General features: G+C 43.9%; 32 protein-coding genes. 14 read left to right on the forward strand and 18 right to left on the reverse strand.

Annotated features, from left to right (window positions below; translation table 11 throughout):
- Positions 1–104: 104 nt before the first annotated feature.
- The 17 genes from NI468_RS01890 to NI468_RS01970 all read right to left on the reverse strand — a co-directional run bounded on the left by NI468_RS01890 (position 105) and on the right by NI468_RS01970 (position 8,984).
- Entirely contained in the window at positions 105–1,004 is a 900-nt protein-coding gene (locus tag NI468_RS01890) for a phage capsid protein (protein WP_253099378.1), read from the reverse strand.
- A gap of 14 nt (positions 1,005–1,018) precedes the next feature.
- Positions 1,019–1,657 carry a hypothetical protein gene (locus NI468_RS01895; RefSeq protein ID WP_253099380.1) on the reverse strand — a complete coding sequence of 213 codons (639 nt, stop codon included), beginning with the start codon at positions 1,655–1,657 and terminating at the stop codon, positions 1,019–1,021.
- The gene (locus tag NI468_RS01900) at positions 1,650–2,039 is read right to left on the reverse strand and encodes a Bbp19 family protein (RefSeq protein WP_253099382.1); all 390 of its coding nucleotides are present in this window, start codon (positions 2,037–2,039) and stop codon (positions 1,650–1,652) included. The genes NI468_RS01895 and NI468_RS01900 overlap by 8 nt, the downstream gene beginning before the upstream one ends.
- Positions 2,040–2,149: 110 nt before the next feature.
- On the reverse strand, positions 2,150–3,808 hold the full coding sequence (locus NI468_RS01905) for a portal protein (RefSeq protein ID WP_253099384.1): 1,659 nt from the start codon (positions 3,806–3,808) through the stop codon (positions 2,150–2,152).
- Positions 3,809–3,811: 3 nt separating this feature from the next.
- Positions 3,812–4,024, reverse strand: a complete 213-nt coding sequence (locus tag NI468_RS01910; RefSeq protein ID WP_174893646.1) for a hypothetical protein — start codon at positions 4,022–4,024, stop codon at positions 3,812–3,814.
- Position 4,025: 1 nt separating this feature from the next.
- Complete coding sequence (locus NI468_RS01915; RefSeq protein ID WP_253099386.1) at positions 4,026–4,256, reverse strand: hypothetical protein; 231 nt, start codon at positions 4,254–4,256, stop codon at positions 4,026–4,028.
- A 2-nt stretch (positions 4,257–4,258) separates the two neighbouring features.
- A complete protein-coding gene (locus tag NI468_RS01920) occupies positions 4,259–4,609 on the reverse strand; it encodes a hypothetical protein (RefSeq protein ID WP_253099388.1) in 351 nt (116 codons plus the stop codon).
- 87 nt (positions 4,610–4,696) lie between these two features.
- Entirely contained in the window at positions 4,697–5,104 is a 408-nt protein-coding gene (locus NI468_RS01925) for a hypothetical protein (protein WP_253099390.1), read from the reverse strand.
- 17 nt (positions 5,105–5,121) lie between these two features.
- Complete coding sequence (locus NI468_RS01930; RefSeq protein ID WP_017397829.1) at positions 5,122–5,301, reverse strand: hypothetical protein; 180 nt, start codon at positions 5,299–5,301, stop codon at positions 5,122–5,124.
- 89 nt (positions 5,302–5,390) lie between these two features.
- Complete coding sequence (locus NI468_RS01935; protein ID WP_253099392.1) at positions 5,391–5,669, reverse strand: hypothetical protein; 279 nt, start codon at positions 5,667–5,669, stop codon at positions 5,391–5,393.
- Complete coding sequence (locus NI468_RS01940; RefSeq protein ID WP_253099394.1) at positions 5,666–6,118, reverse strand: hypothetical protein; 453 nt, start codon at positions 6,116–6,118, stop codon at positions 5,666–5,668. Before NI468_RS01940 ends, NI468_RS01935 begins: the two co-directional genes overlap by 4 nt.
- 19 nt (positions 6,119–6,137) lie before the next feature.
- On the reverse strand, positions 6,138–6,653 hold the full coding sequence (locus NI468_RS01945) for a RusA family crossover junction endodeoxyribonuclease (RefSeq protein WP_253099396.1): 516 nt from the start codon (positions 6,651–6,653) through the stop codon (positions 6,138–6,140).
- Entirely contained in the window at positions 6,650–6,898 is a 249-nt protein-coding gene (locus NI468_RS01950; RefSeq protein ID WP_253099399.1) for a hypothetical protein, read from the reverse strand. Before NI468_RS01950 ends, NI468_RS01945 begins: the two co-directional genes overlap by 4 nt.
- Entirely contained in the window at positions 6,895–7,500 is a 606-nt protein-coding gene (locus tag NI468_RS01955) for a restriction endonuclease (RefSeq protein WP_253099401.1), read from the reverse strand. The genes NI468_RS01950 and NI468_RS01955 overlap by 4 nt, the downstream gene beginning before the upstream one ends.
- Positions 7,497–8,432 (reverse strand): hypothetical protein, encoded by a 936-nt coding sequence (locus NI468_RS01960; protein ID WP_253099403.1) that lies wholly within the window; start codon positions 8,430–8,432, stop codon positions 7,497–7,499. The genes NI468_RS01955 and NI468_RS01960 overlap by 4 nt, the downstream gene beginning before the upstream one ends.
- Positions 8,426–8,752 carry a hypothetical protein gene (locus tag NI468_RS01965; RefSeq protein WP_253099405.1) on the reverse strand — a complete coding sequence of 109 codons (327 nt, stop codon included), beginning with the start codon at positions 8,750–8,752 and terminating at the stop codon, positions 8,426–8,428. Before NI468_RS01965 ends, NI468_RS01960 begins: the two co-directional genes overlap by 7 nt.
- A 10-nt stretch (positions 8,753–8,762) precedes the next feature.
- A complete protein-coding gene (locus NI468_RS01970) occupies positions 8,763–8,984 on the reverse strand; it encodes a Cro/CI family transcriptional regulator (RefSeq protein WP_064096023.1) in 222 nt (73 codons plus the stop codon).
- 90 nt (positions 8,985–9,074) lie between these two features.
- Between NI468_RS01970 and NI468_RS01975 the strand changes: the two genes are divergently transcribed.
- The 11 genes from NI468_RS01975 to NI468_RS02020 all read left to right on the forward strand — a co-directional run bounded on the left by NI468_RS01975 (position 9,075) and on the right by NI468_RS02020 (position 14,607).
- Positions 9,075–9,755: a LexA family protein gene (locus NI468_RS01975; RefSeq protein ID WP_253099407.1), complete on the forward strand. Its 681-nt coding sequence runs from the start codon at positions 9,075–9,077 to the stop codon at positions 9,753–9,755.
- 193 nt (positions 9,756–9,948) lie between these two features.
- Complete coding sequence (locus NI468_RS01980) at positions 9,949–10,314, forward strand: hypothetical protein (RefSeq protein ID WP_253099409.1); 366 nt, start codon at positions 9,949–9,951, stop codon at positions 10,312–10,314.
- Between the two features lie 319 nt (positions 10,315–10,633).
- Positions 10,634–10,876 carry a hypothetical protein gene (locus NI468_RS01985; RefSeq protein WP_253099411.1) on the forward strand — a complete coding sequence of 81 codons (243 nt, stop codon included), beginning with the start codon at positions 10,634–10,636 and terminating at the stop codon, positions 10,874–10,876.
- Positions 10,873–11,148 (forward strand): hypothetical protein, encoded by a 276-nt coding sequence (locus tag NI468_RS01990; RefSeq protein ID WP_253099422.1) that lies wholly within the window; start codon positions 10,873–10,875, stop codon positions 11,146–11,148. The genes NI468_RS01985 and NI468_RS01990 overlap by 4 nt, the downstream gene beginning before the upstream one ends.
- A gap of 4 nt (positions 11,149–11,152) precedes the next feature.
- The gene (locus NI468_RS01995) at positions 11,153–11,971 is read left to right on the forward strand and encodes a RecB family exonuclease (RefSeq protein WP_253099425.1); all 819 of its coding nucleotides are present in this window, start codon (positions 11,153–11,155) and stop codon (positions 11,969–11,971) included.
- A gap of 28 nt (positions 11,972–11,999) precedes the next feature.
- On the forward strand, positions 12,000–13,409 hold the full coding sequence (locus NI468_RS02000; RefSeq protein ID WP_253099429.1) for a recombinase RecT: 1,410 nt from the start codon (positions 12,000–12,002) through the stop codon (positions 13,407–13,409).
- Positions 13,410–13,454: 45 nt separating this feature from the next.
- The gene (locus NI468_RS02005; protein WP_253099432.1) at positions 13,455–13,679 is read left to right on the forward strand and encodes a hypothetical protein; all 225 of its coding nucleotides are present in this window, start codon (positions 13,455–13,457) and stop codon (positions 13,677–13,679) included.
- Positions 13,679–14,068, forward strand: coding sequence for a hypothetical protein (locus NI468_RS02010; protein ID WP_253099435.1), 390 nt, complete (start codon positions 13,679–13,681; stop codon positions 14,066–14,068). The genes NI468_RS02005 and NI468_RS02010 overlap by 1 nt, the downstream gene beginning before the upstream one ends.
- Positions 14,065–14,265 carry a hypothetical protein gene (locus tag NI468_RS02015; RefSeq protein ID WP_253099438.1) on the forward strand — a complete coding sequence of 67 codons (201 nt, stop codon included), beginning with the start codon at positions 14,065–14,067 and terminating at the stop codon, positions 14,263–14,265. Before NI468_RS02010 ends, NI468_RS02015 begins: the two co-directional genes overlap by 4 nt.
- On the forward strand, positions 14,255–14,386 hold the full coding sequence (locus NI468_RS16250) for a hypothetical protein (protein WP_276534233.1): 132 nt from the start codon (positions 14,255–14,257) through the stop codon (positions 14,384–14,386). Before NI468_RS02015 ends, NI468_RS16250 begins: the two co-directional genes overlap by 11 nt.
- Complete coding sequence (locus NI468_RS02020; RefSeq protein WP_044110197.1) at positions 14,386–14,607, forward strand: hypothetical protein; 222 nt, start codon at positions 14,386–14,388, stop codon at positions 14,605–14,607. Before NI468_RS16250 ends, NI468_RS02020 begins: the two co-directional genes overlap by 1 nt.
- On the opposite strand, the gene NI468_RS02025 is transcribed toward NI468_RS02020, so the two are convergent.
- On the reverse strand, positions 14,517–15,818 hold the full coding sequence (locus NI468_RS02025; RefSeq protein ID WP_044110199.1) for a tyrosine-type recombinase/integrase: 1,302 nt from the start codon (positions 15,816–15,818) through the stop codon (positions 14,517–14,519). The two genes, NI468_RS02020 and NI468_RS02025, sit on opposite strands and share 91 nt — an antisense overlap.
- 221 nt (positions 15,819–16,039) lie before the next feature.
- Here NI468_RS02025 and NI468_RS02030 point away from each other — a divergent pair, with 221 nt between their 5' ends.
- From NI468_RS02030 to recA, 3 genes are all read left to right on the forward strand, one after another.
- On the forward strand, positions 16,040–16,714 hold the full coding sequence (locus NI468_RS02030; RefSeq protein ID WP_253099441.1) for an HAD-IA family hydrolase: 675 nt from the start codon (positions 16,040–16,042) through the stop codon (positions 16,712–16,714).
- Positions 16,707–17,147: an RNA-binding S4 domain-containing protein gene (locus NI468_RS02035; protein ID WP_005096718.1), complete on the forward strand. Its 441-nt coding sequence runs from the start codon at positions 16,707–16,709 to the stop codon at positions 17,145–17,147. Before NI468_RS02030 ends, NI468_RS02035 begins: the two co-directional genes overlap by 8 nt.
- A gap of 145 nt (positions 17,148–17,292) precedes the next feature.
- Entirely contained in the window at positions 17,293–18,333 is a 1,041-nt protein-coding gene (recA, locus tag NI468_RS02040; protein WP_005096717.1) for a recombinase RecA, read from the forward strand.
- The last annotated feature ends 50 nt before the right edge of the window (positions 18,334–18,383 follow it).

Raw genomic sequence — 18,383 nt, forward strand, 5'->3', positions numbered from 1 at the left:
CATGAAAACCAAAAAGACACATCAGAAGTTGAATCATTTTGGCTGCTCCTTATAAAAAAGACCCGACACCCCATGCCCAAGATGCCGAGCCAAAGCCCCTTTAGTTAAGCCGGTGTGTAGTCAATCGCTACGACTTTCTTCTCATTGGCACGACCAGCACCAAATGAATGAACACCACCAACCTGTTTTACGTTCTTCTTATCCGGACGAGTCGAGATATCGAAGCTAGTAATATCTGCATCACCGAAATGAACGGCAGACTTACAGTACATTGCCAAACGCTTGGTTCCAGCTGTAGCGCCTTGACCTACTTTTTCATAAGCAACCCAAGTCACACCTAACCACTTGTGACCTACTGCACCGTTCTGCAACATCTGAACGTTGACGTGATCCGAGTTGGTCAAAACGGTGTCGTTCAAGAATGCGTTAAGAACATCCGATGTGTACGTGATAAAGATTTCTTCACCGTTCTGCTCATCACATTCGTTCGCACGGAATAGTGATTTTGCTTTGGTGATTTGCTGCTTCAGCGTACCGAAAGCCGGTGCAATGATTTGACCTGCTGGCAGATTTACCGTCGAAACAGTTGCTGTACCGGCATCGTCTACTACTTTGCGAGTCACTGGACCAACAAGCGCTGTATAAATAATGTCGTCAATCTTGCGTTCACGTGCGCTGATCAATAACTTCATATATTTGTCTTGTGGCATTGCTTTTAGCTTAGGCAGGTCACGCGGTTCAATTGGAATGAATAGATCCCAATCAGACATTAACGCGGTACGCACACCCACATCCGGATGCGTCCACTGAGTGTCGCCATAGCGAGCACCAGAAGCCTGCATTTCCACTGTGCCCATGTCATTGATGGTGAATGACTCACCTTCAATTTTTCCACGGTTCACAACGGTTTTAAGCAGTCGTGATTCGTTTTGCTGTGCCGCAACGTCGTATGTGTCATGGAACTGTTGAACAAACGCCGCTGTGATTTTGTTTTGGTTAGCCATTGGCTAAATCCCCCTTATTGATATTGCTTCGCATAAGCCTGTTCAACCTGTGCATAGACGCGTTTATGGTCTGGATGCTTGTCGTTCAAGTAGGCTTCCGACATCATTAATTGTTGAACTGATTCACCAACGTTTTGCTGTGTGTTAGAAGGTGGTAAATCTTCCTGAATATGCTTGCCAATAGCAGCTGCCAGCTTTAACGCACCAATCGGTGAGTCCAGATCTGAAGCCTGAAAACCTAGTGCTTCAATGGCCTGTTTAGCCAGATTCACATTCACACCAAAGTCATTGCCCCATTCTTGCTGCAGGGCTTCCATTTGCACGGATTGATGCTGTTCATAGGCCTTAACAACTGCTTCAACTTGCTTGTTGGTCATGCCTTCAGCATGGAATGATTGCAGCACTTCAGCGTTATCCGCTTTAAATGCATCAAAATCGAAGCCATCAATTTCAACTGAATAAGCATCGGCAGATTCTGGTACCGCCGTAGCTGGATCTGTTTCAGTTGTTTGCGTTTCTTGTTCACCAGGATTCTGCTGTGTTGTCTCAGTACCTGGCACCGTTTGCGCTTCTGTTGCTGCAGGTGGTGTTGCAGTCTGAGTTTGTTCATTTGTTTGAACGTCTGGTGTGTTTGCTGTTTGTTGTTTATCCATTGTCTTGCTCCATGTGTGCTAGTTCTAAGCTCTCGTCATAGCGAGGGTCATTTGCTGTGTTAATTCGGTTGATAATGAAGTCCACGACTTCGGCACGGCCTAAACGGCGGCATGTCTCACGTTCGTTGTCAGTGAAAGCATTGCGTTTAAACCGCACGGTGAGTTCTTCTAAAATTCGTTGGCCATTAACGTCCATATCGAAATGCATCTGATAGGTCAGCGCCGTTGGCTTTCGGTGTGAACGCCATTTAACGTGATGGCCAAAGCCCAATTCGTCCTCTTGTTCGGCAATGAGTTCACTGAAATCAGATTCAGGCTGTTTAACTTTGGCTTCAGCCTCAGCAAGACGTGCACGCAGCTTGGCTTCTGTGTCCTTTAACACTTCAATCTTTCGTTTATAGGTAATTGCATCAGCCACTTTTTGTTCATGATTGACAAGTAGCCAAATAAAGATCACCAACAAGAAACATAGCGCTCCAACTAAATATTCCATTACTGCATCACCTCACTAACCATTTGTGCTTCCAGACCTTTGCCTGCTGCATTTGCTACAGCTCCTGTTACTTGCTGTGCCATAGCAGCTTCTTGTTCCTGTGCTGCTGCCTGCTGTTGTGCCTGTGCTTTCTGTTCACGGTACGCCTGAAGTTCATCAGTGGTACGCATGATTGAAGTTGGTGCACCTAGACCAGCTGCCAGTACTTGCGGTACCGCATCAAGATTGATGTTGTCCAGTGCATCCGGAGCGACTTCAATAATTGAGCCAAGTGAAGCCATTAGACGTTCAATACTGGCCACTTCCTCAAGCTTCTGAGCACGTGCCAGTGGTGAAATAAACTTGAATGAAAGGTTACGACCTTGTAGATCCTCTGGTGCTTCGCCTAATGCTTCTGCCCGATATGCCAGACCAAAAGCACGATCAAGGATAGGAACCAGTAATTCAGCTTGTGCACGGCCATATAACGGCCCGAGCTGCTGCCGGATCATATCGACACGTGCATAAATCTCTGCTGCTGTCGGAGGTGTGTTGTAGTGTTGCTGCAGGCTGTCCGCCATCAACTTACGGCGGATGCTGGACTGAATACGATCTAGCAATGGATCTGCGACCTGAAAGCCCCGACCACTATCAAGACGTTTCATTGCATCCACTTTTCCTGCAGTAACGATCTTGCCGCCACCGATACGTACAGTACGTGGGTTTAAAATGCCGTCATCTTCAGCAATCCAAAAACCAAGCACATCAATCTCAGCACTGCGTAAGGTGTCACGCATCAAAGCATTGGCTGATTTAGCATCTGGTAACGCCGTAGACATGATGCCGATTCCGTACACGCTGCCCGGGATCTTTCTAAAACGTGGTACCGCACAAGGAAATTCGTTATAGCCTGATTCCTTCAGGATATTTTTCCCATCCACTTCCACATGATATGAAGCAAACGGCATATTCTTTGGCAGCAATACACGATTGTTCATTGATGCTTTGACCTTACGCGGCTCAATCACATGCACAATCTTGAAACGGTCATCTGGCCGTGTCAGGTAGGTGTTACGCACTGCATCACTTACCTTGTGTTCACCAAATTCATTGACCAGCTGTGCAGCGGTTTTGGTGTATTCGCGATAAATCGTATCTACTTGCCCATCTGAACGTGTAGAAGCAATAAAGCATTCACCAATTGGCCAGCACTGGTATGTGAAGCCACCGCCTTTTTCACGGTCAATGTCTTGATAGATCACACCCCAACCAGCAACGGCGAAATCAATGATCATGTCGTAGATTTCACTGTCAAAGTTTGCGCCGTGGATATTACGAAATAAGAATTGTGCGACCTGTTCAAGCCAGTGTTCACCTGGTGTAAGTTCTGCTTGATCGTCCATACCATCAGGCACAGCTTTAAACCAGATCGCGTTTGCAGGTGTGGTACCTGCAATCAGGTTAGATACAAAGATCAGGATTGATTCGGCAGCAGTAGAATCCAGCAAATCAGCACGCTGTTTCTCTCTGGTGCCTTCGGTACCTGAACTACCGCTAAAACACTGTTGGCGCTCAGGTGCTCCGTACTTGTAGCATTCAGTCCAATGCGCTTCATATTTGGCACGTTCTGCCCGAAGCTCACCTAACCGTTTGCAAATTTGACTTGCTCGATCACTCATGCCTTATCCGCCTAGTGTTGATTTTTTATTGCTATCACCAGCACTCAGAACTTCCGATGCGCGACGCTTTTTCATGGCAGCCTGTGCATTGTCCTGTTTCGATTGCTTGGCCTCTGGTGAGTTTTCAGCAGCCTGGTCTTTGGAGTAGTTCTGAAGGTTTTTACCAAAGTCCTTGATGCTACCGCCAAATAAGCCTCTTAACTTTCCACCACACATATCAGCCTCCTAAGGTGCTTTTCTTCTCGTCCTGAGAAGATGATGAAAGCACTTCAGATGCCTTACGCTTTTTACGCTGTGCCACCTGTTCGTTTTCCGCTGTCTGCGCTTCTGCTCGGGCTTTGGCTTCCGCTGCCTGAGCGTCATAGCCCTTGGATGCTGCCTTGGTATCTGTCAGGCCAATGGCATCCGTTACAGTGCTAATAGCCTTACCTATGAATCCACCACACATGGTTAGTACTCCTCGGTGATCCAACCATTAGGGCCCACAACTTGGCGCGTGCGCTTTGCTGTTGGGTCGGTAGATGCATTGGATGTAGGTGCATGCTGTGTAGGTGGTTGTACTGATTCACCTTTGGTTTTGCGCCATTGGAGGAATTCTTCATATTCCTTTTTGGCGGCCTGTTCTTCTGCAGTTGGTTCGACTGGTTCACCAACTGAACTAGTTTCATTAGTAGGCTGGTCTTGTGATTCAGCATCCTGACCTGTGATGTGCTCTAACGCTGCATCAGCCTGTTCTGCTGTGCTGACTGGTTCCGGTGCTTTCTCTGGTGCACCTGGTGTATTTACTTTGCGAGCTGCCATAAAAAAACCCTATTCAGTGGTTGATTGAATAGGGTTACTGTGGGGGTATGGGTGTTGGGGTTTGTTGGGTGTTATTTAAGTAAAAGCTTATTGGTCATGCAAAAGAACATCATCATTAATAACCATTCCATCTTCGATCCAATCCTCACCTTCATCAATATAAAACTGCTTATCATCTGAATGTGGTCGGCAAACCAGATCCAATGAACAAGGGAAACCACCAGCATGTCCATCTAGTGCAACTAGAATAGAATGCAGTAACCCGTCAAGTTTCTCTTTATCCGACATTTCCTGATGTGACCAGTAGTAGGTTAAATTTCTAAAATGCGCCAATAACATGTCTCGCATTTCTTCTGCTGTTTTTGCTCTGCTCATTCCATCACCTAAACTTATTAAAAAAATTACTATTCTTCGGCCCGACGTACTGACACCATCCCCATAATTCACGCCAGTAAAACCAATCGCCGTTGGATTCCTTCCACGGCGTGCCGTCATGTTCGATATGGGTGTAGTCAGGTGGCATGAAATACCCCCTCTACAGCAGTGAACTCCTTTCCGCTTTCATCCGTCGCAGTAATAATTTTTAATCCACTACGACGGCCAATATCTACTTTTACAATGGTTAGCTTGCCTTGTGGTTTCCAGCATGGACTGTCGTGCGTTACTGTTTGGCCAACCTTAAAATCTCTCACAATCCTAACCCCCTATAAACTTGCTGATTGGCTCTTTAAACCACCAAGCCAAAATTAGGATTGTTCCGCAAATATAAAAAACCGAATCGCTACTCATGGCCACCTCGCAGGGCTTCCCTGATAGCCTGTTCAGCAGAAAAAGGAATGTATCTACTGTGTTTTTCAATAATGACTAATGCCTCATCAATCCGCTTTTGCAGATGTACGCACTCCCCCTCAAGATTTAGGTTTGATTCTTGCACTTCATCAATACGAATTTTCATAGACTCCTGACCACCCTCATAAGCGATACGGCAGCAATTGGCATGACGCAGAGCATTAAAGCCTTGCTCACCCATCCATTGGTTAAAGCTTTTATAATTCTTCACAATCCTAACTCCCGATCCAACTCATCAATGACCTGATCACACAGGCCGCCGTCATCAAAAATATCCATCTGGCCAATCTTGTACTTGTATGTCATCCATTCACCTACCAGTGGGTAACGATCAATGCCTGTCTCTGTTTGCCATAGCAGAATAAATGCATGGCCGTTGTCATAATTTGGAACGCCACCACGCGCCCATTCAGACACTGTAGAAGCACCAGACACAGGCAGAACGTCTGCAATCTTTTCGTGTGTCCAGCCGCATTTGCCTAAGTCCAGGATCATTCGATTGAAGTCCGGACGTTTGTAATTTCGAAGTTTTAACTTGAACTCTTTGACCTTCTTTTTGGTATGCAGATTGATAAAACGCGCGCGCGCGCGAGGGTCGTTCGTATATACCCCCTCTCCACACTCTCCGCCCACTAGTTGCAGCCCCATAGAACTTCCCATAGCAACCCCTATATTCACTTTAAATTTCCATCACTTTTATTTTGAGTAATCCGCCTTTAACCACATTACCCCGGCGTACTATCAGCTCATCAAACTGTTCGTCATCTACGCAAAATTCACACTTCACCAGGCTATCAATCGTTGCTTTCAAGTAATTATCGATATCCCGTCTTAACCGATTTGGAAAATGAAACGTCACCTCCAGTTTTAACCGTGCTGCTGTTCTGGTTGGCGGTACCAACATGCTGACCAGATCGTGAAAATCTCTTGCCTCGTCACTCAACTTGAAACCGCGTCCAGATTTCTTCCAATAGTGGTTTACTGATGGAGGAATAGCCGGCAAATTAAAATCTAAAATAACTTTTTCACCCCCTACGCTATTTCGCTCTAGTTTCGCTTCTACGGCGTTTTGTTCTGCTTCATGTATCTTTGCTTCAATTTTGTTTTTAAATTGCACTGACGCGCATTCCTTGCGCAAATTATGCTTATTCAAATGAACTTCTAACTGTTTTTCACTCCAACAGGTTCCAGTCATGTACCAGCCCCAAACAGTTGTTTTGATTTTTCAGTTGGCAGGAAGCCTTGTGGGCTCTTTTTATCGCCTGTGACATAGCCAAGATCCTCAAGCGAGGATAAATACCTACACACAGTTCTTTCGCTTACACCTGAAACCACTTGCTCCAGAACATCTATCACATAGGTTTTATTTGTCCGGAACGTGATGAACAGCATAATTTCAAGGGTTTGCTCAAACATATGGCTATGAGATTTACTAATCATGCTGCACCCCCTGTACGATTAAAAACACCTTTCACTTTTGCCGCCAATTCAGGTGGACATGGCACGCCTTTACGATTCTTTTCGTTATGCTCAATCGCTACTGATTTTGCTGGTGGTACATACATCACTTGAATACGGCCGGATTTCTTAGCTTTGTCCAGGTAATCGCTGTAAATATCTCTGAATGCTGCATGAGCTGCTTTCTGGCCTTCGGTTTTGAGTATGTGGCGTACTTCATCCAGTGCACGCTTGGCCAATGTCGTGATCTTATTGGTCGGATCTGCTTCAAAATTTAAAGCTTTGGCCCATGCTTGTTCAGCTGTCCACCAGTCGCCGTCATGCACACACCAAGAACGAAATTCAGGAAGTGATGGACACCATTTTTCAGAATTCATACGCTCTAAACCACGGCGTAACTCTGCAGGTTTTAAACCGTTCAACACTGTGCAAACAGTGAATTGCAGCTCTGCTGGATTGATATTTCCGAATTTCTTATCGAACATTTCACCGTACAGCGCTTGCATCCGACCTAAGACCTGATCTGCAATCTCAGCTGGAAAATCAACAACGAATGCGTCCTGGAATAATTGAATATTGCTCATGATTCACCTCGTGCAACTACTCCTTGGCCATAGCGATGGCGTTTTGGTTGTTCAGCCTTAGGTTGTTTTGACTCTGTCTTCGGTTTTGCAGGTTGGTAATTGCGTAACCAGTTCAACCAGGTGGTCATCCATTTTTGAGAAATACGTTCAGGTTGACCAACTGACCATTGCGCCAGCTCTTTGAGTTGTTCAAGTACGATGGCTTGTGACAGCTTTGGAAAACTCACAGCTGCTTGAGCCATGAAATCCTGTTTGATTGGGTAGGTCCCAGATAGATCTTTCAGCGTGTACAGCTTTGGATCGTCAGAGTGGTAGTCAATAAAATTCAAAGCACCACGATCCTGAGGAACAAAATCGGACGGCGCTTTATAATTATTATTTTCTTTAATATTTTCTTTTAAATATATTTCTTTATAAGACCCACATGCCATGTAGGTACTACTACCCACATCATGTGTAGGTAGACTACCCACATCGGATGTAGGTACTTGCTGTGTAGGTACATCCAAAGTACCCACATGCTGTGTAGGTAGTCGGTCTTCAAAAGTAAGAAAGTAGATGTTGCTTTTACCCTTTTCCTTTTGGATCTTGATTAGCTGATACTTGGCCAAATGAGACATATATTTTTGAACAGTACGCCCGTCTTTAATGCCAGTAATCTTCTTGATTAAAGTTTCAGGCATTCCTTTACTATCTAGATGAAAGCCGCGAACATAACGGTTTAAGAACACCAGGCACTTGAGGGCATCCCCATCAAGAACAGCCAAATAGCCTTCATCACAAATAAAATTAGGCAACGGCGTGAAGCCGTCTTCTTTACGAGTATCCACAATCGCCTCTTGAATTAATGAAGGCTTTGGGAAATTGATAACTGGAGCAATTTCCCCACTTTGATCTTTCTTTTGGAACATGCTTTGTGCTAAATTCAACATTCGTTACATGCCTCGTTTACTTTCGAGTGAACGGCAAGAAAGTCCATCTGTTCGAGCAGTTGGGCTTTTTTTGTGCCTGTAGGTTTTGGTAGCGGTTCAGGTGTTAATTCAAAAATAGGCGTGTCTACGGTATCTGTGGTCAGACGCATAAGAGATGCGAGATTATTTAAACGTTCCCGAACTTCAGAAATATTTGATATGCCCAAGCTTCTTATATGCTCAGACAGAGTTTTGTTTTCAGATCTAGCAATTGCTTCCAAGTCGCGCTTTTCGTCATACGTGCATTTGAACGTGATACTTTCAGTTAATTTTTCAGACATGCCATTTACCTCACACAGCCTTATCACGCAGTTCAATCCAAATATCTTGATAGGTATCTGGGAAAAGTTCTTTTCTGGTCGAAAGGCCACGATCCTCAGCAATAACAGCAAGTCTGATTTTTCTTTCAGTAGGGATTTTCTTCCATCCGCTCACTGATGGAACTCTGATCCCAAGTAATCGAGCAACGGCAGCTGGTCCACCAAGAGCTTCTATAAGCTGTGCATCATTCATGTTGTTCTCCTAAATAATTATCCAATTATTAGGCATTCCTTATTTTTATTCAATAGGAATACCTAATTTATTTCGTGTTAGGATTTCCTAATGAAAACACTTGCTGAACGTCTTAAATATGCCATGGAAGTTTTACCACCTAAGAAAATTAAGGGGGTCGAACTTGCACGCGCCGTTGGGGTAAAGCCACCATCTGTTAGTGATTGGCTTTCTGGTAAATCGAAAAATATGGAAGGCCCGAACCTGATTCGTGCAGCCCAATTCCTAAAGGTAAATTCAAAATGGTTAGCTACTGGTATCGGCAAACCTACTGATGAAGAAATAAAATCTGAGTTCAGTAACGTAAGTTTTAATAACCTGCCAGTTATGGAAATTCCTGTTTTGGACTTTGTTCAAGCTGGTCTATTTGGAACCGTTGAATATGACGGAATCAATCCTAAAGATAGAACCTATACGACTTATCAAAGTGCAAAACCTTCTGATGTCTTTGGTTTGACGGTTGAAGGAATGAGTATGGCACCTGAATTTTTACCAGGTGATTCACTTGTAATTGATGCATCTTTAGCACCACAACCCGGTTCATTTGTTATTGCTCAGAATGGATCCTATGAAGCCACTTTCAAAAAATACCGGGTAATTGGGTATGATGAATATGGACGTGAAGAATTTGAGCTAGTTCCATTAAATCCAGACTATCCAACAATATCCTCAAGAGACCATAAAATATCGATCATTGGTGTGATGGTGCGCCATGAGCGGAGTTATAAATAAAAGGGAATAAAATGGACAAGGGCAAGTTATTTTTTTGGATTTGGCAGGCTGGAAGCATTCCAACACTAATTTACTTGATGTTCTTTGATACGAATTACAATTGGTGGAATTGGATCATCTTAATTCCACTTAATATTTTTTTAGCTCAAATATGGCCTCTTTATTGGCTTCTTGAGTGGATAGGGTTTGTTTAATGAAATTAAGAAAACTATTAATTTTACCTATTGTACTCGCCTTTTTCTCTCTCCTAACGGCTTGCGTAACAGTTGCCAAGTTTGAAGCAAGAATGGATGTAAAGAAAGGTTTAAACAAAGCACAGCTGATTGAGGAAATGGGAATCCCAGATAGAGAATATACTATTAGTAACTTTGAAATCCTTGAGTACAATCAAAGTCAAACAGTATCAAGCTCTAAATCAGATACGTCAGTAGTGAATGGGTATTTGATTAACACTAGAACTTCAGTTCCCCATACCATGTGGTGTAGTTTGGAGTTTAAACTCGTAGATGATGTTGTTGAGAGCTATAGATACAGAGGAGATATGTGTAGATCTCGATAAAAGACACTAAATATTTAAACCGCCATTAGGGCGGTTTTTTTACACCTACCGAAAAATAAATCTAAAAAAATTAGGAATACCTATTTACTTATTTATTAGGATTGCCTAATATTTGTCTTGTACCTAATAAACCGAGAACGCCCATGAATCAATTTAAAACCTTAGCAACTGGCACCAATCACACAAGCCTGATCGTGTGTGATGGAGAACTTAAGGTTGTTCATTGTGGTGAAGTTATTGCGGTTATCACCAACTGGTAAAAACAAAAAAGCCCGCAGGGACTGGAAATCTAGCGGGCTTGCATTAAAGCGAGATAAGTATGAAACAAAATCCTATTCAAAGCAACCTGCCAGAGTTCGGCCAATCACGCCAAACGTCCGAGCGTTTGTATCAGCACCCTGAACCGAAATCAGTAGCGAAAGAAGTCGCTTCAAATGTAGCTGCCTGGATGCTCCTTTTCTCAATCTTCTTTGGTCTGTCAGTCATGATTATGCATGCAGCTGAAAAGCAGTCTGCATACCAGGCGGAAGCGATTGCCAAGTCTGTAGGGGGTGCTAAGTGATAGATCTACGCGATCAATTCGCCATGGCTGCGATGCCAGCCCTAATAATGATGGGTCGCACTGAAGATAAAGTGGCTGAACTAGCTTACAAGCAAGCCGATGCAATGATTGCTGAGCGTGAAAAAGGTTCAGTCGATAGTGTGTACAGCACCAAGCAGGAACTCATCAAAGCTATTAAAGAACAGCATGGGCTTGATGTAAGTAATCTTCATTTTTTAACAACTGGTCATCTGATCTTTATTTTAAGAACTGGCCGGATTACTGCGGGGTAACTTCATGAACGCTTATGTTAACCCTACCCGGATTATTCCGATCCGTGCTTCATCGTTAAGCGATCTGTTTGATTGCCCTGCACGTTGGGAAGCCAAGAACCTTTTAAACAAACGTAATCCAGCTGGTGCACGCACTCGCTTGGGTACCGCAATTCATGAGGCCGTAACTCAATGGGATCACCTGAACTTACTCGGTGAAGAAGTTAGCCTGGAAGAATGTGAAGAAATTTTGCATCACCAGATCTGGCAACCAAATGAAGAAGTGGACTGGTCTGATCTGGATCAAAACTCTGCTGAGTCAATTGGCCAGTCATTGATGCACAAGTACATCACCCACATTGCACCTACTCAGAAATTTATCGGTATAGAAGTGCGCTGTGAATCTTTGATTCTTGCAGATCTAGGCATTGAACTCACCGGAACCATCGACCGCATTTATGAAAATAAAGATGGTGAATTAGGTATCTCTGATATCAAAACCGGTAAGGCTGCTGTAAGCAGTGACGGCGTAGTGAAAACCGTTGGCCATGCGCCACAGATGGGAATTTATACCGTACTTGCTGCACATGCATTACAGGAACCGGTAACAGCCCCTGCCCGTATTTATGGCCTGACGACTGGCAAAACAGATAAAGGTCAACACGTGGGTATCGGTGAAATTGAATCACCTGCAGAAGTACTGCTGGGTACTGAAGAAGATCCAGGACTACTGCACCACGCAGCCAAAATCATTAAACACGGTACGTTTTACGGCAACTCTAAATCAATGCTCTGCAATGAAAAGTTCTGCCCTGCGTACGCTACCTGCAAATTTCGTAAGTAATTAATTTTTAGAAATAAGGAATAACACAATGACTTCTCAAGTAATGACAACTGAACAACTTCGTACTTCTCGCCAAGCTGCTCATGCTGCACCTAAACCGGTTGAAGTGGGCCTTACTTCACTTGAAGGCTTTGAACTGGCACAGCGTATTGCCAAGATGCTTGCAGCCTCAACCATGGTGCCGGAAGTTTACCGCGATACATTGAAAATCAAAGATGGTAAAGACCAGAACGGCAACTGGCTATATCGTTCAGAACCAAATCCAAACGGCTTGGCCAACTGTGTAATTGCACTGAACATGGCTAATCGCATGGGTGCAGATCCGCTGATGATTATGCAAAACCTTTACATTGTTGAAGGTCGTCCAGCCTGGTCATCTCAGTTTGTTATTGGTGCTATTAATACTTCTGGCAAATATTCACCGCTTCGCTTTGAAATGGAAGATCGTGGTGAAATTGAAGTGACCTATACCACTAAAGACTGGAAATGGAATGAGCGTGCTCGCAAGAGCTTGCCAGAGGAAAAAGTTCACACGATTAAACTGCGCAACATCGTATGTAAAGCCTGGGCAATTGAAGCCGGTACAGGTGAGCGTCTTGAATCTGCAGAAATATCGATGGAAATGGCAGTTAAAGAAGGCTGGTACCAGAAGAACGGATCTAAATGGCAAACCATGCCTGAGCAGATGCTTCGCTATCGTGCTGCATCATTCTTTGGCCGGATCTATGCACCAGAAGTGTTGATGGGTATCCGTACACAGGAAGAAGAACTTGAATCAATCATTGATGTAACGCCTGAGCCAGTGAATACAGCACCGCAAACTTTGGACAGCATTAAGCAGAATGTTGTGAAAGAAGTTGCTGCAGATGCACCTGCAGAAGAAAAGCCAAAACGCTCACGTCAACCTAAGGCTGTGGAAGAAGCACCAGTTGAAAATGTCCAAAATCAAACATCAAATGCGGCGGTTGATGGCGAACTAAGCGTTGATGAGTTGAAGCGCCTGCAGCAAGAAGCCGAAGCATTGGTACAGCAAAAGAAACAACCTAGCTCTATGGAAATGAAAAAGGAATATGCCAAAGCCTTAAATACGGCGAAATCACTGGCCGATGTTCTGGATATCGAAGAACAGATTGAAAATGACAATGCTTTGACTCAGGCAGACTTCCAGTACCTTCAAGCAAACATTGAGCAAGTACGCGGCAAGTTTGAGGCATCACAAGCGCCAGCTGTAGATCCTCTCAAAAGTGGGTCAGTTAAAAGCGGTCTTATCCTACTGATCTCTGATGCCAAGAACGGTGAAGATCTTCGACAAGTCGCCCAGCAAATGAATGCAGCGAAGCCGAACTTGACCAGTGAGCATCAACAGGAATTACTGCAAGCCTACCAGCAAAAAAAGAAATTGATCGAAGATCAGATGGATATGTTCCCAAATAAATAATACGGATATGGCCACACCTTCGGGTGTGGTCTACAGGAATAAATTATGAAAGTTATCCCATTAAATTTATTGATTCCGTTTAGAAACTGGCTGGTTAAAAACGGATACCGTGGCGTGAATCGTGGCGACCATCTAACAGCCTGGAAGCCGAAGCACAAACAGATTGAGATCATCGGACTGCAAATGAATAAACCTTGTCAGCCGGTATTTAAAACGTTCTTAGGCCAGTACCTGGAACACGGAAAAGAATTTTTAGAGGATTTGGCGTGATGGATATTAAAGAAGAAATATTGGCTCAAATGGATAGTGCATTAAGACCAGAATTTGACAAAGCTATCGACAATACAATCGAAGGAGCATTTAAAGAAGATGTCAAAACACTTGGGTTTATGGTAGCTAATTCTATCAAATGTCAGTGGGAAGTAATGAAGCCTCACTTATTCTATGCCTACTGTTTAGGTGTGAAAGCTCAGGAAGCCAAAGCCCAATCGGTGCCGGAAGGGTTTGCACTTGTTAGTCAGAAAGACCTACTCGAACTAACCATTGCTATAAATGCAGTTGACCTAGCAACACATACTGAAAGTAAAACAAATGAAGTGCGTGAAATGTGGCAGCAGGTTGCAATCAGACTAATGGCGTTAGGTGGATCGCAGTCATGAGCTTTAATGTTGGGGCTTTTGTTATAGCAAAATCCTTTTCTGGATTGTTAAAGGTTGCCCGGGTTACTGACTGCATGGTTACGGTAACTTATCAAGGTAAGGTATTCGGAAGATACCTTAAACACAATGTAAGACACGCAACAGATGAAGAAATAAAAGCCATGATCGAAGCACAGGATTCAAGCGATGGAATTTGATGATGCTCAGTTTTTATGGTGTACCAACTGGTGCAAAGAACAAGGTTTAAGCCCATATGACGCAAAAAATTGGGCAGCTGCTAAAGCGGAATATTTGAAGGTTTCAAAGGAGGTGTCTTGATGGGTTTATATATCTCAACGCCTGAGTTACTGAAGCGTTATGGGGTAACAAAAGGCACTTTGATCAACTGGCGCAATAAAAAGGATTTCCCTGAACCAGTGATCAAAGCACATGGGCGCTCAAGCAGCCGTTACGGGATCAAAGCCGTGGATGCCTGGGAAAGAGACAACGGATTGCTTGAATCACTTGAAATACAACCTTTGATATCAAAGCGCTCGTAATTGTCCAATATGGCGCAGAGCTTGAAGAACCACTTTTCATACGCCTGCGCCTGATCATCTAAATACTCGTGCAAGTCATAAGTTCCCCATACTGCAGGCAAACCATGGCCAAGCATAATTTCACAGATATGCGGTGGTGCCAGTTCTGATATATGCGTTCTCATGGTTCTGCGTAAATCATGCGTGGTCCAATGCTGGATCTCCACCCCAAAACGCTTACGCACATTCTCATTCACATATACAGGTATAGTGGTCTGAAAGCTTTTGGCCAGCATGGTATAGGCTTTGCCCTTTAAGTTCGGAAAAGCATACTCACAACTGTCTGGTGAGAGTGAAAACACATACTTAATAAATGGCACAATTTGCGGAATGATCGGCCGGATAATCGGTTTATGCGTACGATCCCCCATCTTGTGATTCTCAGGTGGTACGTGCCAGATCATTTCCTGAAAATCGAAGTCAGACTTCTTGGCCAGTCTTAATTCTGAAACACGACAACCAAAGAACAGCAGCATAATGATAATGGCTTTGTTTTTTGGTGAGATGGCATTGGATCGCAGTGAAGCATGTACCACCCAGAATATTTCCTGTTCTGAAAGATAGCGTGACCGCTTTACTTTCTTTACGTTTAGATCTGCTGCTCTCAAGTGCTGAATAGGCTGATGCTGTAATTTTCCGTGAATACATCCCCAGCGCATGATCATTCTTAAATTGCCCAGCACCTTGATCGATACGGTTTTAGCATCCGCAGCAATATCAAAGAGCAATTGCGACCACTCCTGCAGCGACACATCATCACAGATCCGTCTACCTATACGCGGATAAACGTGCAATTCAAAGGCTCGATAATCATCCTTGTATGAGACTTTATGAATGGCAACCGTATTAAACCAAAGATCACAAATGTCTTTAACGGTGAGCTGCTTCAGATAGTCGCTTTCCCCTTTCAGTTTAAGCTGCATCGGATCCTTGCCCTGGTCTAGCTCAGCTTTATATTTATGCACCTGTATCCGGGCATCTTTTAGACTGAGTAAAGGATAGGTCCCTAAGTCCAGTCTTTTTGCCTTACCGCCAAAACGATAGCGATATTGAAAGACGATCTTGCCTTTAGGTGTAATTCGAACTGACAGGCCATCCCGATCCGTCACCACCTCAACTTTTTCACGCGGTTTCCCATTGTTGGATTTGAGCCAACTATCACTTAAAGCCATTTAAATTTTCCAGTCCAAATGTTCTATACTCTGTACATATTCAGGCAGAGCGAAATTATGTACACACATATGTACATATTTTTTCTTGAAAGGTAAATGACTTTGTTGAACTTTGAAATTATTTGATTGTCGTTAAAGAACGCGAAAATTGAGTAATTCTATTGAATCTAAAGCTTTTCTATATGCTTTGTTGAACTTTGAAAAACTTTGGAGAATCTTGAATGCAAAAGCCGACTATAATTTTCGATATGGATGGCACTTTACTTGATCTTGCCTACGACGATTTCATCTGGAACGAGTTATTGCCTGTGCGTTATGCTGCCACACATGGCTGTAGCTTGGAACACAGCCAGGCGACACTCTATGCATTCTATCAGGAACATAATCATACCTTAAACTGGTACTCTTCACGCTTCTGGACGGCTAAAGTCGAAGTCGATGTTCTGGCGATGCAAATTGAACATAAAGATAAAGTCGCCTTGCGCCCTCATTGTCTTGAATTACTCGATTATCTTAAAAATAATGGCTATCCCATCTGGCTGGCCACCAATGCTGACTGTGCGGGTCTAGCATTTAAACTGGATCATTTGAATTTAAGAGATTATTTCGATGTCATCGTCAGTTCAGAAACGATCGGACATGCCAAAGAATTTATCGAGTTCTGGCAAGGCCTGAATGAACTGCATCCATTTGATCCTGCACATGCTTATTTTATTGATGATACTGAAAAAGTCCTGAATGGGGCTCAAGCCTATGGCATTCAGAACCTGTTCAGCATCCAGCAGCCCTCTTCGGCCAAAGTCGCACGCGAGACTTGCAATTATCCGATGCTGCACCAATTAACAGATTTAATCACTTATTTAAATCAGGCTGAGGTAGAGAAAAAATATGCGTAAATCGTCTTTACCCGAAGATGCGGTAGGCATGCGTATAGACAAATGGCTTTGGGCAGCACGGTTTTTCAAGACCCGTTCCATTGCCAAACATGCAATTGAAGGTGGTAAAGTCCACCACAATGGTGAACGTGTCAAAGTATCACGCGAAGTCCGTGTTGGCATGGAACTGACGATTCAGCAAGGCATCGACAAGAAAACTGTCCTGGTTAAAGAACTTTCTGATGTTCGCGGCCCTGCACCTGTGGCACAAAAACTGTATGAAGAAACCGAAGTCAGTATTGCTCGACGGGAATTGATTACCTCACAAAGAAAGTTGCATAATCTAGCTCGTCCCGATCATCGTCCAAGCAAGAAAGATCGCCGGGATATCAGTAAATTTAAAAATGAAAATAGTCAGAGTTTTGATCAGTCATGGTCGTATAATGACGATTAAATTCAAGCGTCAGAATGTGTCGTACATGCGCTGACATTGATAGAACACTAGGGAAAATTCTGTCACTATACGCCTGTGGAACAAAGCTCTAATTTAAGACATCCACTTGAGTACTAACTGAGTGACATCGTATTGAGGTTGTAAGATGGATGAGAATAAAAACAAGGCGCTTAATGCTGCCTTAAGCCAGATTGAAAAACAGTTTGGTAAAAATACAGTCATGCGTCTTGGTGACAATACCGTTCAGGCTGTTGAAGCAGTATCTACAGGTTCTTTAACCCTGGATATCGCACTCGGTATTGGTGGCCTACCGAAGGGCCGTATCGTCGAGATTTATGGTCCTGAATCATCAGGTAAAACCACGATGACCCTGCAAGCAATTGCAGAATGTCAAAAAGCCGGTGGTACATGTGCATTTATCGATGCCGAACATGCACTTGATCCGCAATATGCGCGTAAACTTGGCGTAGATATTGATAACCTGCTGGTATCGCAGCCCGATCACGGTGAACAGGCACTTGAAATCGCAGATATGCTGGTACGCTCTGGTGCAATTGACATGATCGTGGTCGATTCTGTAGCTGCTCTAACGCCACGTGCGGAAATTGAAGGCGAAATGGGTGACTCGCATATGGGTCTGCAAGCCCGTTTGATGAGCCAGGCACTGCGTAAAATCACCGGTAATGCCAAGCGTTCCAACTGTATGGTGATCTTCATTAACCAGATTCGTATGAAGATTGGTGTCATGTTCGGTAGCCCGGAAACCACGACTGGCGGTAACGCATTGAAGTTCTATGCATCTGTACGTCTAGACATCCGTCGTATTGGTCAGGTGAAAGAAGGTGACGAGATCGTTGGTTCTGAAACCAAAGTCAAAGTCGTGAAAAACAAAATGGCACCTCCATTTAGAGAAGCCCTGTTCCAGATTCTGTACGGCAAAGGCGTGAACCATCTGGGTGAATTGATCGATCTGGCTGTACAGCAAGAAATCGTGCAGAAAGCCGGTGCGTGGTATTCTTATCAAGGCGACAAAATTGGCCAAGGTAAGAACAATACCATCCGTTATCTGGAAGAGCATAAAGAAATGGCGCAAACCATTGAAAAGCTGATTCGCGAGCAACTGCTGACCAAAGCCGTGATCACTGAAGAAGATAATAAAGAAGAAGCAGATCTTTTAGATGCCTAATCTATTATTATCTGCCTAGTCTTTAAACATCACGACACAGCGCCCTACGG

Origin of the sequence: Acinetobacter lwoffii (assembly GCF_024129355.1) — a bacterium.
Lineage (GTDB): Bacteria > Pseudomonadota > Gammaproteobacteria > Pseudomonadales > Moraxellaceae > Acinetobacter > Acinetobacter lwoffii_I.

Coding starts and splice junctions, on each gene's coding strand:
- NI468_RS02025 (WP_044110199.1), bottom strand. CDS start 15,818: ATGGCTTTAAGTGATAGTTGGCTCAAATCCAACAATGGGAAACCGCGT.
- NI468_RS02010 (WP_253099435.1), top strand. CDS start 13,679: ATGGATATTAAAGAAGAAATATTGGCTCAAATGGATAGTGCATTAAGA.
- recA (WP_005096717.1), top strand. CDS start 17,293: ATGGATGAGAATAAAAACAAGGCGCTTAATGCTGCCTTAAGCCAGATT.
- NI468_RS02015 (WP_253099438.1), top strand. CDS start 14,065: ATGAGCTTTAATGTTGGGGCTTTTGTTATAGCAAAATCCTTTTCTGGA.
- NI468_RS01950 (WP_253099399.1), bottom strand. CDS start 6,898: ATGATTAGTAAATCTCATAGCCATATGTTTGAGCAAACCCTTGAAATT.
- NI468_RS02005 (WP_253099432.1), top strand. CDS start 13,455: ATGAAAGTTATCCCATTAAATTTATTGATTCCGTTTAGAAACTGGCTG.
- NI468_RS01995 (WP_253099425.1), top strand. CDS start 11,153: ATGAACGCTTATGTTAACCCTACCCGGATTATTCCGATCCGTGCTTCA.
- NI468_RS02000 (WP_253099429.1), top strand. CDS start 12,000: ATGACTTCTCAAGTAATGACAACTGAACAACTTCGTACTTCTCGCCAA.
- NI468_RS01915 (WP_253099386.1), bottom strand. CDS start 4,256: ATGTGTGGTGGATTCATAGGTAAGGCTATTAGCACTGTAACGGATGCC.
- NI468_RS01920 (WP_253099388.1), bottom strand. CDS start 4,609: ATGGCAGCTCGCAAAGTAAATACACCAGGTGCACCAGAGAAAGCACCG.
- NI468_RS01960 (WP_253099403.1), bottom strand. CDS start 8,432: ATGTTGAATTTAGCACAAAGCATGTTCCAAAAGAAAGATCAAAGTGGG.
- NI468_RS01940 (WP_253099394.1), bottom strand. CDS start 6,118: ATGGGAAGTTCTATGGGGCTGCAACTAGTGGGCGGAGAGTGTGGAGAG.
- NI468_RS02020 (WP_044110197.1), top strand. CDS start 14,386: ATGGGTTTATATATCTCAACGCCTGAGTTACTGAAGCGTTATGGGGTA.
- NI468_RS01985 (WP_253099411.1), top strand. CDS start 10,634: ATGAAACAAAATCCTATTCAAAGCAACCTGCCAGAGTTCGGCCAATCA.
- NI468_RS01925 (WP_253099390.1), bottom strand. CDS start 5,104: ATGACGGCACGCCGTGGAAGGAATCCAACGGCGATTGGTTTTACTGGC.
- NI468_RS01975 (WP_253099407.1), top strand. CDS start 9,075: ATGAAAACACTTGCTGAACGTCTTAAATATGCCATGGAAGTTTTACCA.
- NI468_RS01905 (WP_253099384.1), bottom strand. CDS start 3,808: ATGAGTGATCGAGCAAGTCAAATTTGCAAACGGTTAGGTGAGCTTCGG.
- NI468_RS01965 (WP_253099405.1), bottom strand. CDS start 8,752: ATGTCTGAAAAATTAACTGAAAGTATCACGTTCAAATGCACGTATGAC.
- NI468_RS01895 (WP_253099380.1), bottom strand. CDS start 1,657: ATGGATAAACAACAAACAGCAAACACACCAGACGTTCAAACAAATGAA.
- NI468_RS16250 (WP_276534233.1), top strand. CDS start 14,255: ATGGAATTTGATGATGCTCAGTTTTTATGGTGTACCAACTGGTGCAAA.
- NI468_RS02030 (WP_253099441.1), top strand. CDS start 16,040: ATGCAAAAGCCGACTATAATTTTCGATATGGATGGCACTTTACTTGAT.
- NI468_RS01910 (WP_174893646.1), bottom strand. CDS start 4,024: ATGTGTGGTGGAAAGTTAAGAGGCTTATTTGGCGGTAGCATCAAGGAC.
- NI468_RS01970 (WP_064096023.1), bottom strand. CDS start 8,984: ATGAATGATGCACAGCTTATAGAAGCTCTTGGTGGACCAGCTGCCGTT.
- NI468_RS02035 (WP_005096718.1), top strand. CDS start 16,707: ATGCGTAAATCGTCTTTACCCGAAGATGCGGTAGGCATGCGTATAGAC.
- NI468_RS01890 (WP_253099378.1), bottom strand. CDS start 1,004: ATGGCTAACCAAAACAAAATCACAGCGGCGTTTGTTCAACAGTTCCAT.
- NI468_RS01945 (WP_253099396.1), bottom strand. CDS start 6,653: ATGACTGGAACCTGTTGGAGTGAAAAACAGTTAGAAGTTCATTTGAAT.
- NI468_RS01980 (WP_253099409.1), top strand. CDS start 9,949: ATGAAATTAAGAAAACTATTAATTTTACCTATTGTACTCGCCTTTTTC.
- NI468_RS01955 (WP_253099401.1), bottom strand. CDS start 7,500: ATGAGCAATATTCAATTATTCCAGGACGCATTCGTTGTTGATTTTCCA.